General features: G+C 58.3%; 16 protein-coding genes. 3 read left to right on the forward strand and 13 right to left on the reverse strand.

What is annotated here, in order from left to right:
• Window positions 1-17: 17 nt before the first annotated feature.
• Window positions 18-896 (reverse strand): 16S rRNA (cytidine(1402)-2'-O)-methyltransferase, encoded by an 879-nt coding sequence (gene rsmI / locus R0125_RS15185; RefSeq protein WP_248184065.1) that lies wholly within the window; start codon window positions 894-896, stop codon window positions 18-20.
• A gap of 180 nt (window positions 897-1,076) precedes the next feature.
• Here rsmI and R0125_RS15190 point away from each other — a divergent pair, with 180 nt between their 5' ends.
• Genes R0125_RS15190 through R0125_RS15200 form a run of 3 tightly spaced genes read left to right on the forward strand, consistent with a single transcriptional unit; the run spans window position 1,077 to window position 3,927 of the window.
• Entirely contained in the window at window positions 1,077-2,918 is a 1,842-nt protein-coding gene (locus R0125_RS15190; RefSeq protein ID WP_317238712.1) for a penicillin-binding protein activator, read from the forward strand.
• A gap of 44 nt (window positions 2,919-2,962) precedes the next feature.
• Complete coding sequence (locus R0125_RS15195; RefSeq protein ID WP_317238713.1) at window positions 2,963-3,334, forward strand: YraN family protein; 372 nt, start codon at window positions 2,963-2,965, stop codon at window positions 3,332-3,334.
• Window positions 3,335-3,336: 2 nt separating this feature from the next.
• Window positions 3,337-3,927, forward strand: coding sequence for an SIS domain-containing protein (locus tag R0125_RS15200; RefSeq protein WP_248184060.1), 591 nt, complete (start codon window positions 3,337-3,339; stop codon window positions 3,925-3,927).
• Between the two features lie 56 nt (window positions 3,928-3,983).
• Here the strand turns inward: R0125_RS15200 and R0125_RS15205 are convergent, their stop codons facing one another.
• The 12 genes from R0125_RS15205 to R0125_RS15260 all read right to left on the reverse strand — a co-directional run bounded on the left by R0125_RS15205 (window position 3,984) and on the right by R0125_RS15260 (window position 14,432).
• Window positions 3,984-4,394, reverse strand: a complete 411-nt coding sequence (locus R0125_RS15205; RefSeq protein WP_317238728.1) for a ClpXP protease specificity-enhancing factor — start codon at window positions 4,392-4,394, stop codon at window positions 3,984-3,986.
• Window positions 4,395-4,456: 62 nt separating this feature from the next.
• Window positions 4,457-5,086: a glutathione S-transferase N-terminal domain-containing protein gene (locus R0125_RS15210; RefSeq protein ID WP_248184059.1), complete on the reverse strand. Its 630-nt coding sequence runs from the start codon at window positions 5,084-5,086 to the stop codon at window positions 4,457-4,459.
• 107 nt (window positions 5,087-5,193) lie between these two features.
• Complete coding sequence (locus tag R0125_RS15215) at window positions 5,194-5,949, reverse strand: cytochrome c1 (RefSeq protein WP_248184057.1); 756 nt, start codon at window positions 5,947-5,949, stop codon at window positions 5,194-5,196.
• Window positions 5,949-7,181 (reverse strand): cytochrome bc complex cytochrome b subunit, encoded by a 1,233-nt coding sequence (locus R0125_RS15220; RefSeq protein ID WP_317238714.1) that lies wholly within the window; start codon window positions 7,179-7,181, stop codon window positions 5,949-5,951. The genes R0125_RS15215 and R0125_RS15220 overlap by 1 nt, the downstream gene beginning before the upstream one ends.
• On the reverse strand, window positions 7,181-7,777 hold the full coding sequence (petA, locus tag R0125_RS15225; RefSeq protein ID WP_248184054.1) for a ubiquinol-cytochrome c reductase iron-sulfur subunit: 597 nt from the start codon (window positions 7,775-7,777) through the stop codon (window positions 7,181-7,183). Before petA ends, R0125_RS15220 begins: the two co-directional genes overlap by 1 nt.
• A gap of 241 nt (window positions 7,778-8,018) precedes the next feature.
• Complete coding sequence (gene rpsI, locus R0125_RS15230; RefSeq protein WP_248184053.1) at window positions 8,019-8,411, reverse strand: 30S ribosomal protein S9; 393 nt, start codon at window positions 8,409-8,411, stop codon at window positions 8,019-8,021.
• A 12-nt stretch (window positions 8,412-8,423) separates the two neighbouring features.
• The gene (rplM, locus tag R0125_RS15235; protein WP_248184052.1) at window positions 8,424-8,852 is read right to left on the reverse strand and encodes a 50S ribosomal protein L13; all 429 of its coding nucleotides are present in this window, start codon (window positions 8,850-8,852) and stop codon (window positions 8,424-8,426) included.
• A gap of 206 nt (window positions 8,853-9,058) precedes the next feature.
• Window positions 9,059-9,835, reverse strand: coding sequence for a TatD family hydrolase (locus R0125_RS15240; RefSeq protein WP_317238715.1), 777 nt, complete (start codon window positions 9,833-9,835; stop codon window positions 9,059-9,061).
• A 15-nt stretch (window positions 9,836-9,850) separates the two neighbouring features.
• Window positions 9,851-11,431 carry a peptide chain release factor 3 gene (gene prfC / locus R0125_RS15245; protein WP_317238716.1) on the reverse strand — a complete coding sequence of 527 codons (1,581 nt, stop codon included), beginning with the start codon at window positions 11,429-11,431 and terminating at the stop codon, window positions 9,851-9,853.
• A gap of 113 nt (window positions 11,432-11,544) precedes the next feature.
• On the reverse strand, window positions 11,545-12,030 hold the full coding sequence (gene rimI, locus R0125_RS15250) for a ribosomal protein S18-alanine N-acetyltransferase (protein WP_317238717.1): 486 nt from the start codon (window positions 12,028-12,030) through the stop codon (window positions 11,545-11,547).
• Entirely contained in the window at window positions 12,027-12,854 is an 828-nt protein-coding gene (locus tag R0125_RS15255) for a 2-isopropylmalate synthase (RefSeq protein ID WP_317238718.1), read from the reverse strand. The genes rimI and R0125_RS15255 overlap by 4 nt, the downstream gene beginning before the upstream one ends.
• 27 nt (window positions 12,855-12,881) lie before the next feature.
• On the reverse strand, window positions 12,882-14,432 hold the full coding sequence (locus R0125_RS15260; protein ID WP_317238719.1) for a 2-isopropylmalate synthase: 1,551 nt from the start codon (window positions 14,430-14,432) through the stop codon (window positions 12,882-12,884).
• Window positions 14,433-14,629: the final 197 nt, after the last annotated feature.

Here is a 14,629-nt window from a genome sequence, read left to right on the forward strand (position 1 = left end):
GAAAAACCATACCCAGACTACGTTTTTCGCTCATCGGGCTTCAGCGCCAACGCCCGCTGATACAGCTCGTTCTTCGGCCGCCCGGTCAACTCGGACACCATTCGGGCCACCTTCTTTACCGGCAGTTCGGCCAGCAGCAGGCTGAGAAGCTGATCTGTATTCACCTCACCGGCATCGCCGGGAACTTCATTCTGTGGAGCACCGGCCACCATCACAACAAACTCGCCCCGGGCGCCATTGGGATCCTGCTCAAGGGTGTCGCAGACCGCCCCCGCCGGACCCGCATAAAAAGTCTCGAAGGTTTTCGTCAACTCTCGACCCAGCACCAGCTCTCTTTCCGCGCCCATCACATCGCGGATTTCGGCCACGGTTTCCAGAATCCGGTGCGGTGACTCGTAGAAAACCAGCGTCGCCCGTTCGGCCGCCAGCAGCTCCAGCTCTGCGCGGCGTGCGCCGCGCTTGGCCGGCAAAAACCCGGCGTACAGAAAACGGTCCGTCGGCAGCCCAGCAGCACACAGCCCCGCAATCAGAGCGCAAGGCCCGGGCACGGGGCTGACCCGGAGACCCCGCTCGCGGGCCTGATGAACCAGCACATACCCGGGATCGGAAATCAGTGGTGTGCCCGCATCGGAGACCAATGCGACATCCTCCCCCGCCTCCAAACGGTCCAGCACCTGGCCGGCACGATCCCGCTCGTTGTGGTCGTGTAGAGCCAGCAACGGCTTCTGAATACCGAGATGCTGCAACAGACGGCCACTGTGGCGGGTATCCTCGGCGGCAATCACTGCGACACCCGCCAGCACCGACGCTGCCCGGGGCGACAGATCGTCGAGATTACCAATGGGTGTGGCCACGATATACAGGGTGCCCGCGCCGGAACCGGGAGCTGATTTCACAACATTGCCTCTCTTTGCCAGGGGTCCATGACACCTACGTCATGTGAAATGAGCCGGGAGCTGTTAAACTTGCCAGCCTGAGAACGATACAGGAAAGCCCGGAAATGCCCGAGCTTTCGGCATGATGCCGCCGTTTATCCGGCGTCACAAGCGTATTTACCCGGAGTTCGTGAGCCTGCCATGACCAAACACCGTTTGAACCTGAAAACGTTCGTCACTCTTCTGATGCTGGCCGTGCTGGCCGCCGGATGTGCCAGCGTCAATCTGGAATCCCACACCGCGGAAACTGCTGAACAGGCATTGCAAACGGCCAGCAGCCAAAGCGACCGCCAGGAGGCCCAAAGGTATCTGTTGAGGTCGGCCGACCAGTTCCAGAACCGCGACGATCACGCCGCAGCGCGCCGCATCCTGAGGAGCGATCAGCTCTCACCGGTGGCGGCGGAATTGGAAGATCAGTATCTGCTGCTGTCCATGGCAAGCGCCACAGCACTTGAGGACCGCGATTGGGCCACTCAGCTGGCCGACGAGCTTCCCCGCGATCAGTTTCTCCGCTACGAGCGCGGCATCATGTCGCGTGCGGCCAACCTGCAGGCGGACACGCTTCAACTGGCTGGCAATCACCTGGGTGCCGCCGCTACGCTGATCACTCTGGCGCAGTCAGATTCGCGTCAGGATGTGCAGGCGATCCACGATCGCATCTGGCTCGCTCTGAAAGCCACATCCAACGCCCAACTGTCCAAAGAGAGCGGAACGATCATCGGCTACGAGGCCCAGGGCTGGATTGAACTGGCGGGCATTCTCCGCGAGCCCGGCATGAAACTCGATGATCAGGGTCGCCTGGTCCGCGAATGGCAGAACAACTGGCCCGGTCACCCGGCAGCAAGCGCCCTGCCCTCGGAACTCGGGTTGATTGCCAGTCTCGCCGAGTCCCGACCGGAGCAGATCACGCTGGCATTACCCCTGGACGGACCTCTGGCCAGTGCCGGCAAGGCCATCCGAGACGGTTTTTTTGCCGCCTACTACAGCGACGAGTCTGCCGACCGCAGCACAACCAGCATTCGCGTGGTCAACTCGGCCGATTCGAACTTCGATGAGCTCTATCGTGAGCTGTCGGCGGACGGTCAGGATCTGATTGTCGGCCCTCTCGAAAAAGACGCTCTGGCCGCACTGGCCCGCCTGAAGACGCTACCGGTACCGGTACTCGGCCTGAACTACCTGCCCGACGACGCCGACATCCCGACGGGTCTTTACCAATTCGGCCTGTCAGCGGAAGACGAAGCCCGCCAGATTGCCAACCGCCTCGCCCTGGAAAACAACGATCAGGTTCTGGTTCTGATTCCTCAGGGGGAATGGGGCGACCGGTTAGAGAGCGCCCTGCTCCAACGTATGGCCGAAAATGGCAGCCTTGCACTGGATATTGAACGCTACTTCCGGGAAGACAATCTCCGCGCCGTTACCGCCGATCTGCTGGGCATCACGGTGTCCCGGGAGCGCGCCATAGACGTCGAACGCACGGCCGGTATCAACGTGGAGTTCGAGCCCCGTCGCCGCCAGGACGCCGACGCGGTTGTCATGGTCGCCGAGCCCACCATTGCCCGCCAGTTCAAGCCCCTGTTTGCCTTTTACTTCGGAGGTGACCTGCCGGTCTATTCAACCTCCATGGTTTATGAGGGCAACAAGGACCCCGGGCGGGACCGGGACCTCAACAACGTCATTTTTACCGACATACCCTGGGTACTGGACGATGAGAACAGCTTCCGACGCACCGCTACCGAGGCGCTTCCGGATATGAGAGGACAACTAGGCCGCCTGTTTGCCATGGGTGCTGACGCCTGGGACCTCAGCAAACGACTGCCGCTGCTGCGCCAGGTTAAGGGCGCGTCCCTCAACGGTCAGACCGGCATTCTCACCATGACTCCGCAAGGCAGCATTCATCGTGAACAGCTGTGGGCGCGGTTCCGCAGCGGTACACCGGAATTGCTGACCACCATGCCCGAGGAGGATACCTCCGGCACGGAGTAATCGTTTACCGACACAGCTAGGCTTGACCGCAGGATTTTTCCGCCATGGATGGCAAACCCGACAGCAACACCATTGGCGCCCACACCGAGGCGGTGGCTGCCCGCTACCTCAAGAGTCGCGGGGTCACCATTATCGAGCGCAATGTTTTCAACCGCGGCGGAGAGATCGACCTGATCGGCCGTGACGGGGACACTCTGGTGTTTTTCGAGGTCCGTTTTCGAGGCGCCGGCAGCCTGACCAGTGGTGCGGAGTCCATCACCTATGGCAAACAGCGAAAACTGGTTAAAGCGGCCTCGTTCTACCTTCATCGTCACGGGTTATGGCACAGCCCGAGTCGCATCGACGTCGTTGCAATCGCACCGGGTGATGTTAAAAAATACCGGATACAATGGATCAAAAATGCTATTCAGGCGTGAACATGACCGACACTGAACAAGAAATCAATCAATGGTTTGCCGCTCACATGGAGCTCACAGCCCAGGCTGCCAGCACAACCGCGCCGGCCATTGAACACGCCGCCACAGCCTTCGTGAACACCCTGCTCAACGATGGCAAGATCATCACCTGCGCCAATGGCAGCGCCAACATCCTGGCCCAGTACTTCTGTACTGCACTGCTCAACCGCTTTGACCACGACCGACCAGCACTTCCGGCCATTAACCTGGGCGCAGACGCAACCACTTACTCCGCCATCTGCCGCGACAACCGTTTCAACGATACCTTTTCACGACCGGTTCGCGCCATTGGCAAGCCTGGCGACCTGTTGTTCGTGATTGTCGACGACGGCCACAAGGCCAATCTGATCCAGGCCATCCAGGCCGCTCATGATCGTGAAATGAGCGTGGTTGTGCTGAGCGCCAAGGAAAAGTCCGACATCACCTCATTGTTGCATCCGGAAGATCATGAGATCGCTTTGGACAACCTGGCACCCACAGCAGCCACCCCGCTGATGCTGGTCATCATCAATGCGCTGTGCGGTCTGATTGACAGCACGCTGTTTGGCGGATAATAAAAAAGCCAGCGTATCGCTGGCTTTTGCTACTGCATCCGGGGCTCACCGGTCGCTCATTTAACGACCTTGAGCGTCGGTCGGCCGGAGGGGCGCTCCCCCTGAGCCTGACTACTGCCCGCATCCTTGCTGCCATCGTCGTCGGGATCCGGAGAGCCGGGCTCACTGCCGAACACCATACCTTCGCCATTTTCCTTGGCATAGATCGCCATCACCGCCTGCAGAGGTATAAAAACCTGCATGGGGACGCCGCCGAAGCGCGCGCTGAACTCCAGCGCGCCGTTTCCAATCACCAGGCTTCGAACCGCTCCCGGACTGATGTTAAGCACGATCTGGCCGTTGGCAACGTGCTCGGTGGGCACTTGAACGCCCTGTACGCCCGCATCAACCACAATGTACGGCGTGCAGTCGTTGTCGAGAACCCACTCGTTGAACGCCCTGACCAGATAGGGACGACTGGATGTCATGGTCACTTTACTATCAGGCACTGACTCTCTCCTGACCCGCGCTCAGACCCTGCATGGCTGCCTCAGCTACGGATATCTTCTTCGAGATCGGAAAGGCTCGCTTTGAAACCGTCCCGACTGAAAATGCTGTCCATGTACTTCTGCAGCGGCTTGGCCTGCTTGTCATCCAGATCGATGCCCAGGGCCGGCAAACGCCAAAGAATGGGCGCAATGCAGCAGTCCACGATGGTGAATTCCTCTGACAGGAAGAACGGCATTTCACCGAACAGAGGCGCCGTGGCCAGCAGACTTTCCCGCAGCTCCTTACGCGCCGTGTCGGACGCCTTGGCATTCGGTTGGGCCAGAATCTGGTCAACCAGACCGCACCAGTCTTTCTGAATACGATGAATCATCAGGCGACTGTTCGCCCGGGCCACCGGGTACACTGGCAACAGCGGGGGATGAGGAAACCGCTCGTCCAGGTATTCCATCATGATGTTGGGCTCGTACAGCACCAGATCACGATCCACCAGAGTGGGAAGGGCATTGTAGGGGTTCAGATCGGCCAACTCGGCCGGCGGGTTATCCGGATCAACATCAACGATATCAACCGTCACACCCTTTTCCGCAAGCACAATACGCACACGATGGCTGTAATGACTGGCCGGGTCCGAGAAAAACGTCATTGATGACCGCTTGGTCACAACGCCCATAGAACTACCTCACGAGTAAACAAAACAGAATGATCCTGAAAACGCAAAAATCCAGCGGGCCGGTGATAACCCGCTGGAACTCAGGACCGAAGATTATACCTGAAATCTCAGTGTACGTCCTTCCAGTACTCACGATTGAGCAGGTAGGCGAAGATGAAGAAGATTGCGACAAAGATCAAAGCAAAGACCCCCAGCCGCTCCCGCTCCACTTTTACCGGATCGCCCATGTAGGACAGGAAATTTGTCAGGTCATACATGGACCGGTCAAACTCCGCAGCCGACATGCTGCCCTCGATCGCGTACTCAGGGCAGGCATCCGCGTTGTTGATGTTGCCACTGAGTGGGTCGACACTGGCACCTTTGCCGATTCGCGGCTCGACAGCGCACAAGCCCTGCATATCGACCAGCACATGGGGCATACCCACATTGGCGAAAACCACGTTGTTGACGCCCAGCGGGCGGGTGTCGTCCTTGTAGAAGCCGCGCAGATAGGAATAAATCCAGCTTTCGCCACGCAGACGAGACTCGAGGGTCAGGTCTGGTGGTGGCGCGCCGAACCAGCCCGCAGACTGCTCCTTGCTCATGGACACCTTCATCAGCTCACCGATTTTTGCACCGGTAAAGATCAGGTTCTCTTCATAGAGCGACGCCGGAATTTCCAGATCTTCGGATACGCGCTTGTACCGCGCGTATTCCATCGAGTGGCAACCCATGCAGTAATTGGTGAACAGGGCCGCGCCACGCTGCAGCGAAGCCTTGTTGGTGTGATCCGGCTCCATGATATCCAGCGGGACCGCGGCACCGGCTGCCAGCCCTAGGGCCGGCAGGATTGCGATGAAAAGACCAAAAATCAGCTTTCTCATTATCCCGTGACCCTCTCTGGAACTGGCTTGGTTTTCTCCATACGCGTGTAAAACGGCATGAGAATGAAGTAGAGGAAGTACAGCGTCGTCAGAATCTGCGCGACGATGGTACGGCCTTCAGTCGCCGGAACAATACCCAGGTAACCGAGGACCACAAAGCTCACCACGAAGATGGCCAGTGCGATCCTGCTGATCCAGCCCTTGTAGCGCATGGAGCGCACCGGGCTCTTGTCGAGCCAGGGCAGCACGAACAGGATCGCAATGGCGCCGCCCATGACGACCACACCCCAGAACTTCGCATCAAGCCCGAACAGGTCGACGGTGACCGCGCGCAACATGGCATAGAACGGTGTGAAGTACCAAACCGGCGCAATGTGGTCAGGGGTCTTCAGAGCATTCGCAGGCTCAAAGTTGGGCGCCTCAATGAACAAGCCACCGCCTTCCGGGAAGAAGAACACAACAATAAAGAAGATGAAGAAAAACACGCCTACACCCATCAGATCATGCACGGTGTAGTAGGGATGGAACGGAATGCCATCTTTTGGAATGCCGTTTTCATCCTTGTTTTTCTTGATATCGATACCGTCAGGGTTGTTGGAACCCACTTCGTGCAGGGCAAGAATGTGGAGTACCACCAAACCAAGCAGCACGATTGGCAACGCGACCACATGCAGGGCAAAGAAGCGGTTCAGGGTGATACCGGAGATCAGGTAATCACCACGGATCCACAGTGAGAGGTCTTCACCAATCACCGGAATCGCGCCAAACAGGTTCACAATAACCTGAGCACCCCAGTAGGACATCTGGCCCCATGGCAGCAGGTAGCCCATAAAGGCCTCCGCCATCAGGATCAGGTAGATCAACATGCCAAAGATCCAGATCAGTTCACGGGGCTTCTGATACGAGCCGTACATCAGACCGCGGAACATGTGCAGATACACCACCACGAAAAATGCAGAGGCACCCGTGGAATGCAGATACCGCAGCAACCACCCCCACTCCACATCACGCATGATGTATTCCACCGATGCGAAGGCACCCTCGGCAGTCGGGTTGTAGCTCATGGTCAGCCAGATACCGGTAATCAGCTGATTCACCAGTACCAACATGGCCAGTGAGCCGAAGAAGTACCACATATTGAAGTTTTTCGGCGCGTAGTACTTGCCGATGTGCTTGTTCCAGGCGTCGACAATAGGAAGACGCTCGTCAATCCAGGATACTAACTTTTGCATTATGCTGCCCCCTCCGGATCAAGACCGATGGTCAGAGTGCTCTCGTCATCGAAACGATACGGAGGAATCTCCAGATTCTGTGGCGCCGGCTGGTTCGCGTAAACGCGCCCAGACAGGTCATAGCGGGAGCCGTGGCAGGCACAGTAAAAGCCACCGAGCCAGCTGTCACCCAGATCAGCAGGAGACACTTCCGGACGGAACTGAGGCGAACAGCCAAGGTGTGTGCAGATACCTACAAGCACCACATACTCCTCCTTCACTGCGCGATAAATGCCGTCAATGTAGGTGGGCTGGTTAGCCTCTTCTGACTGAGGATCTTTGACCTGCTCGTTCAATTCCTCGATATTCTCAAGCATTTCCGGTGTACGACGGACAACCCAAACAGGCTTGCCTCGCCACTCGACAGTCATCTGCTGACCCGGCTCCAGTTTGCTGACATTAGCGGTAACCGGCGCACCAGCTGCTTCCGCCTTGGCGCTGGGATTCCAGGACGCCACGAAAGGAACTGCCGCACCGACGACGCCGACTCCACCTACCACCGACGTAGCACCGATCAGAAACCGGCGCCGGCCTTGGCTCACGTCGCCATTACTCATTATGGTCTTCTCCCATCAGGCGAGGCGCAGAGCACCGCGAATCGGCGCTGCCACACTTCAAAAAGGACTTCACAACCCAAAATTATAAGCGCACAAATGGTAATGAAATTACCCGTGCCTTACAAGTCGGAAAGGCGCGGCCAACGGACGCCCCCTGTTTCAGATCCGCTCGTTGCCCGTTTACCAGACAATAAAAAACCCGGCCAGAGACCGGGTTTTCGGGGGCAACGCTCCAGCGAGATTAACGCTTGGAGAACTGAGGACGCTTACGCGCCTTCCGCAGACCCACTTTCTTACGCTCGACTTCACGCGCATCACGGGTTACATAACCCGCTTTACGCAGCGCCGGACGCAGAGTCTCGTCGTAATCCATCAGGGCACGGGTCAGACCGTGGCGAATCGCGCCGGCCTGACCACTGATACCACCACCCTTGACAGTGATATTGATGTCGAAACGATCGCTGGACTCCGCAACTACCAGCGGCTGACGAACGATCATGCGCAACGTTTCGCGACCGAAGAAATCTTCGATGGTGCGACCGTTGATAGAGATGTTACCGCTTCCCGGCTTGATGAAAACCCGAGCCGTGGATGTCTTGCGGCGACCAGTACCGTAATTTTGTGCTACAGACATATCCGCCTTCCGTTAAATGTCGAGTTCTTTGGGCTGCTGGGCTGCATGAGGATGCTCAGCGCCGGCATAGATTTTAAGCTTCTTGAACATGGCACGGCCGAGTGGGCCATTCGGAAGCATGCCTTTTACAGACTTCTGAATAATTTGCTCAGGTGCCTTGTCGACCAGCTTCTCGAAACTGATGGACTTGATTCCACCCGGAAAGCCGGTGTGACTGTAGTACATCTTGTCAGATGCTTTTTTGCCCGTAACCCGGACCTGGCTTGCGTTGATCACAACGATGTAATCGCCAGTGTCTACATGAGGGGTATACTCAGGCTTATGCTTGCCCCGCAGACGACGGGCGATTTCGGTTGACAGACGACCCAGCGTCTTGCCGGCTGCGTCTACAACGTACCAGTCACGTGTTACTGTTTCTGGTTTCGCACTCAGAGTCTTCATTGATTCCGCCTTGAACGCTATATAAGAAACGTTAAAAACCGCCACCGGTAAATGCTTGGCATCCGGAGGAGGTTCTGTACCTGTAATGTTCGGCAGTGACATCATTCGGGGCTGAGATGACGGCATCGCCTTGAAAAGCCAGGGCGCGAAGTATATCCAAACCACACAGGAAAGCCAACCCCATTGCACGCTGTTTCGCTAATCCCCTACACGGGGACCGGCCAGTCGTAAAGCTGGCAGCTATTCCGCAACAGCTGGCTAGCCAACTCCTCCCGCTTTGCCGCTTTCAACGAGACCAGTGCGTCGAAGATCATTGGTAAGTATTCCGGAGAGTTACAGCCTTTGGCAACGCCTTCGGGCGCCATATCCGGCGCATCGGTTTCCAGCACCAGAGCGTCAACCGGCAGCCGGGCAATGGCGTCGCGGGTTTTCTTCGCCCTGCCATGGGTGATCACACCACCAACGCCGATATAGCAGCCCAGATCCACCAACTGGCGCGCCTGCTCATAACTGCCGGAAAACCCATGAATCAGCGCCCTGCCCGCAAACGCCTGCGCCCGCAATATGCGGTGAATTTCATCATGGGTTCGAACCGAATGGATAACCAGGGGGCGCATCAGGCGCGCCGCGAGCTCAACTTGTGCCTCGAACCAGGGAATCTGATCCGCCAACTCGCCCCTGAGGCGATCAAGCCCGCATTCGCCCAGCCCGACACACTGCCTGTCGGCGCCGGAAAGGCGACGCTCGAGCACAGCCAGATCACCCTCCTCATGTTCCCCGACATACCAGGGGTGGATGCCGAGGCAGTAATACACCCCGGACATTCCGGACGCGACCCTCACCACCCGGTCCCAGTGCTGTCGCCGGACCCCGGGTATCACAATGCGCGACACCCCTGCTGCTGCGGCGACGGCCAGCACCCGTTCCCGATAGTCCGCAAACTCGGGAAAATCCAGGTGACAATGTGCGTCGGTGAGCTCCATAGCGTTTCGCCGCGGTTAATGCTCCCGGGTTTTTTGGAAGCGGATGTCTGGATAGCGCTCGTGGGCCAACTGGAGATTGACCATGGTCGGTGCGATGTAGGCCAACTGATCGCTGCCATCGAGGGCCAGATAATCGTTGTTCTTACGCTGGAACTCGTCCAGCTTGCGTTCGTCGTCCGAGCCGACCCAGCGGGCCGTTGCCACGTTGATCGGCTCGTACAGTGCCTCGACCTTGTATTCGCTTTTCAGCCGGCTCACGACCACATCAAACTGCAGCACACCCACGGCGCCAACAATCAGGTCGTTGTTCTTCAGGGGCCGGAAGACCTGGACCGCTCCTTCTTCAGACAACTGGATCAGGCCTTTCTGCAGCTGTTTGGATTTCAGCGGGTCTTTCAGACGAATGCGACGGAACATCTCGGGAGCAAAGTTCGGGATACCGGTGAATTTCATGTCCTCACCCGCAGTGAAGGTATCACCGAGCTGGATGGTGCCATGATTGTGAAGCCCGATGATATCACCGGCGAACGCTTCCTCGGCATGCTCCCGGTCGCCGGCCATGAAGGTCAGGGCGTCGGAGAAGCGCACATCCTTGCCGATACGGACATGGCGCGCCTTCATGCCCTGACTGTAGCGACCGGAGACAATGCGCATGAACGCAACCCGGTCACGATGCTGAGGGTCCATATTGGCCTGGATCTTAAAAACGAAGCCCGAGAAACCGTCCTCATCCGGCTGCACCAGCCGCTGATCGGTGTCCCTGGGCTGGGGCGCTGGCGCCCATTCGATGAGGCCATCCAGCATGTGATCAACACCGAAGTTCCCCAGGGCCGTGCCGAAGAACACCGGCGTCAGCTCGCCTTTGAGGAACGCATCGTGATCGAACTCGTGAGAAGCACCCTTGACCAGCTCAATCTCGTCACGCAGTTCGGACGCGTACGCACCCAGCACTCCGTCCAACTCTGGATTATCAAGGCCGGAAATAACCCGACGCTCCTGGATCATGTGACCCTGCCCGGACTGATACAGAATCACCTCGTCCCTGAGCAGGTGGTACACGCCCTTGAAGTTCTTGCCCATGCCGATGGGCCAGGTCACCGGAGAACAGGCAATTTTCAGGATATCCTCGACCTCATCCATGAGCTCCACCGGATCCCGGGTATCCCGATCCAGCTTATTCATAAAGGTCAGAATGGGGGTATCCCGCAGGCGCGTGACCTCCATCAACTTGATGGTGCGCTCCTCGACACCCTTGGCGCTGTCAATCACCATCAGGCAGGAATCGACCGCCGTCAGCGTACGATAGGTGTCTTCGGAGAAATCCTCGTGGCCCGGGGTGTCCAGCAGGTTCACCAGGCGATTGCCGTAAGGAAACTGCATGACCGATGTGGTCACAGAAATGCCCCGCTCTTTCTCCATCTCCATCCAGTCCGACTTGGCGTGCTGCCCGGACTTCTTGCCTTTCACGGTACCGGCTTTCTGGATCGCCTGACCAAACAGCAGCACCTTCTCGGTAATGGTGGTCTTACCAGCATCCGGGTGCGAGATGATCGCAAAGGTACGACGATTGGACACTTCTTTTGCAAGGGTGGACATAATGGACAACAACCTGATTCAAATACGCTGAAAAGGCCGCCATTATAGGGGGAATAGCACCGAGACGCGAACAGTGTCCGCGCAGAAAAAAGCGCACGGAATCCGGATACAAGTCAGTCTGCGGTGAGGTCGAGCGCCATGACCGAGGCGTCCTCCCGCCCTTTAACGGCAGGGTAGTAATCGGGGCGCTGACCAATCACACGGAACCCCTCGGAGGCATAAAGCGCCATAGCGCCGGGATTGGACACGCGAACCTCCAGAAGTGTCTGCTTCATGCCATCATGAGCCGCCTGTGCAACCAGATGGCGCAGCAATTGCCGGCCGGCACCCTGCCGTCGGAACCCCGGTGCCACACAAAGATTCAGCAGGTGGGCCTCGTCAAAAAGATAGGCAACCACCGCATAACCGCCCAGCTCGCCCCCGCTAACGTAGCCCCAGAGACGGTAATCCGGACGAAAACAATCGCGAAACACAGCTTCGCTCCAGGGATGAGAGTAACTGCACAGCTCAATGTCCAGGACTCCGGGCAGATCCGCCGGCTCGAGGGGCCGGATCGCCGCATCGGTCTGACGAACCGGGGGGCAGAAATCCTGACTCACTCCGCACTCCGCAGCAGCGGTTTGAGGGCTTGCCAAAGCGACCGTTTATGCGCCGGAACGGCGGCGAGCTCGGCGAGAGACTGGCGGAAGTCTACCGCCGGACGCCCCAGCGTTTGCGCCAGCCAGGGTTCACGCTCTTCATCCGGCAACTCCGGCAGAACGCCCAGCAGTATCAGCTGACGCCCCTCGGATTCACCGGCCATGGAGGCCAGAAGGCGGGAGAAATCCGCGAAGCCGTTCCCGGGAACCAGCGGGTTGGCGAACACCGGCCATCTCAGGTAATCGGGCTCAACGGGCTGACTGGCTCCCATCACCGCCAGAATATTGTTAGCCAGCGTATCCTGAAGCCCCTCACTGGCGTCTTCCGACACCCGCCCCACCAGAATTCTGCTATTCGCCACCCACAACCCCATCGTTACCCGTAAATTCGATACCGTGAGACGATCATCGGGCACTGCCTCGGATACGGGCGCATCGCCGGCGGCGTCAATGGCGGGGGTTTCAGAATCGACCGCTACCTCCACCTCGGGTGAAGCCGGAGGCGGATGGTCTGAAACCGATGGGGCATTCGACATCAACGCCTGCAGGTTTGCAATACGCTGTCCCGCCTGGCCGGCATTGTCGCCTGACCGAGCTCGATTGCCGACAGGCGACGGCGCTGGTGGTACAGGCGGCGCCAGGTCAGCAGGCTCAGCGGTAACCGGGGTCTCGGGGAAGCTGAATTCCGCGCTCGGCGCCGCGCCAGACAGGGGCTCACGGGCATACCATAGCTGGATGCCCGCCATAGCAAGATAGTACTGCCTGTCGGCCTCGGAATAGGTCATCTCTGCACCCCCGGTGTTTCAGACCTATCAGACATCGGCCACCTGTGGGTGTTGACGAATACCACCGCGGCTGATCAGATTCAGCGCTTCGATATAGGCTTTCGCCGATGCGATAATAATGTCCGTGTCTGCACCGACCCCGTTGACGATTCGCCCTCCCCGCTCAAGCCGGACCGTTACTTCACCCTGAGCGTCGGTTCCGCTGGTGATATTGTTCACCGAATACAGCTGGAGGTTGCTGCCTGAGTCCACCAGGGATTCAATGGCCTTAAAAGTGGCATCCACCGGCCCGCTGCCCTCGGCCTCGACGTTATGCTCCTTGCCATCCATCAACAGAGTGAGATGAGCCCTGGGCACCACGCCGGTTTCAGAGCACACCTGCAGGCACACCAGGCCGAACCGACCCTCCTCTTCTTTCTGTCGGGTGTCGCTGGCAATGGCTTGCAGATCCTCGTCAAAGATTTCGTGCTTCAGGTCGGCCAGAGCCTTGAAGCGGGTAAAGGCTTCGTTAAGCTCGGTTTCCGTTTCGAACTGAATGCCCAGCTCCAGCAATCGGGTACGAAACGCGTTGCGCCCGGAATGCTTGCCCAGCACCAGACTGTTGGTGTGCCAGCCGACGTCTTCTGCCCGCATGATTTCGTAGGTTTCGCGATGCTTCAGCACGCCATCCTGATGGATCCCGGATTCATGAGCAAAAGCATTGGCGCCAACGATGGCCTTGTTGGGCTGCACTGGAAAGCCCGTGATGGTCGACACCAGCCGCGATGCCGGTACAATGTGGCGGGCATCCACGCGGGTGTCGAGAGAGAACAGATCCTGGCGGGTGCGAACAGCCATGACAATTTCTTCCAGTGACGCGTTGCCCGCGCGCTCGCCGAGGCCGTTGATGGTGCACTCCACCTGCCGAGCCCCCTGACTCACCGCCGCAAGCGAATTGGCAACCGCAAGGCCAAGGTCGTTATGGCAATGTACCGAGAAGATGGCCTTGTCTGCGTTTGGCACCCGGTTCAATAACTGCCGGATGGTCTCACCGAACTGCTCCGGTATGGCGTAACCAACGGTATCCGGAATGTTGATGGTTCGCGCGCCGGCGTCGATGGCGGCCTCGATAATACGGCAGAGAAAATCCAGCTCTGAGCGGCCGGCGTCTTCGCAGGAAAACTCCACATCGTCGGTGTGGCCGCGCGCCCTCTTGACCGCACGCACGGCCTGCTCGACGACCTCATCCGGCTGCATCTGCAGCTTGTGCTTCATGTGGATGGGAGAGGTAGCGATAAAAGTATGAATCCGTCCACTCTGGGCCGGTCGAATCGCTTCTGCCGCACGATCGATATCGCCATCAAGGGCCCGCGCGAGACTGCAGACCGTGGAGTCCTTGATGTTCTCGGCAATGGATTTGACCGCCTCAAAATCGCCTTGGCTGGCAATCGCGAAGCCAGCCTCGATCACATCCACTCGCAATTTTTCCAGCACCTTGGCAATACGCAGCTTTTCCGCCTTGGTCATGGTAGCGCCGGGGCTCTGTTCACCGTCGCGAAGCGTGGTATCAAAGATAACCAGGTGATCGGTTGCGGGCATCGGGGTACTCCCTCGGGAAGGTTCGGTTCTTTATGGCAGGAAGTATATCATCCGACCGCTTTTTTCGCGGCTGAAATAAAAAACCCCAGCATCAAGGATGCTGGGGTTTGGGTATTAAGAGCCTGACGATGACCTACTCTCACATGGGCGAACCACACTACCATCGGCGCTGGTCTGTTTCACTTCTGAGTTCGGGA

The sequence above is a fragment of the Marinobacter sp. M-5 genome, assembly GCF_032911545.1.
Classification (GTDB): Bacteria; Pseudomonadota; Gammaproteobacteria; order Pseudomonadales; family Oleiphilaceae; genus Marinobacter; species Marinobacter goseongensis.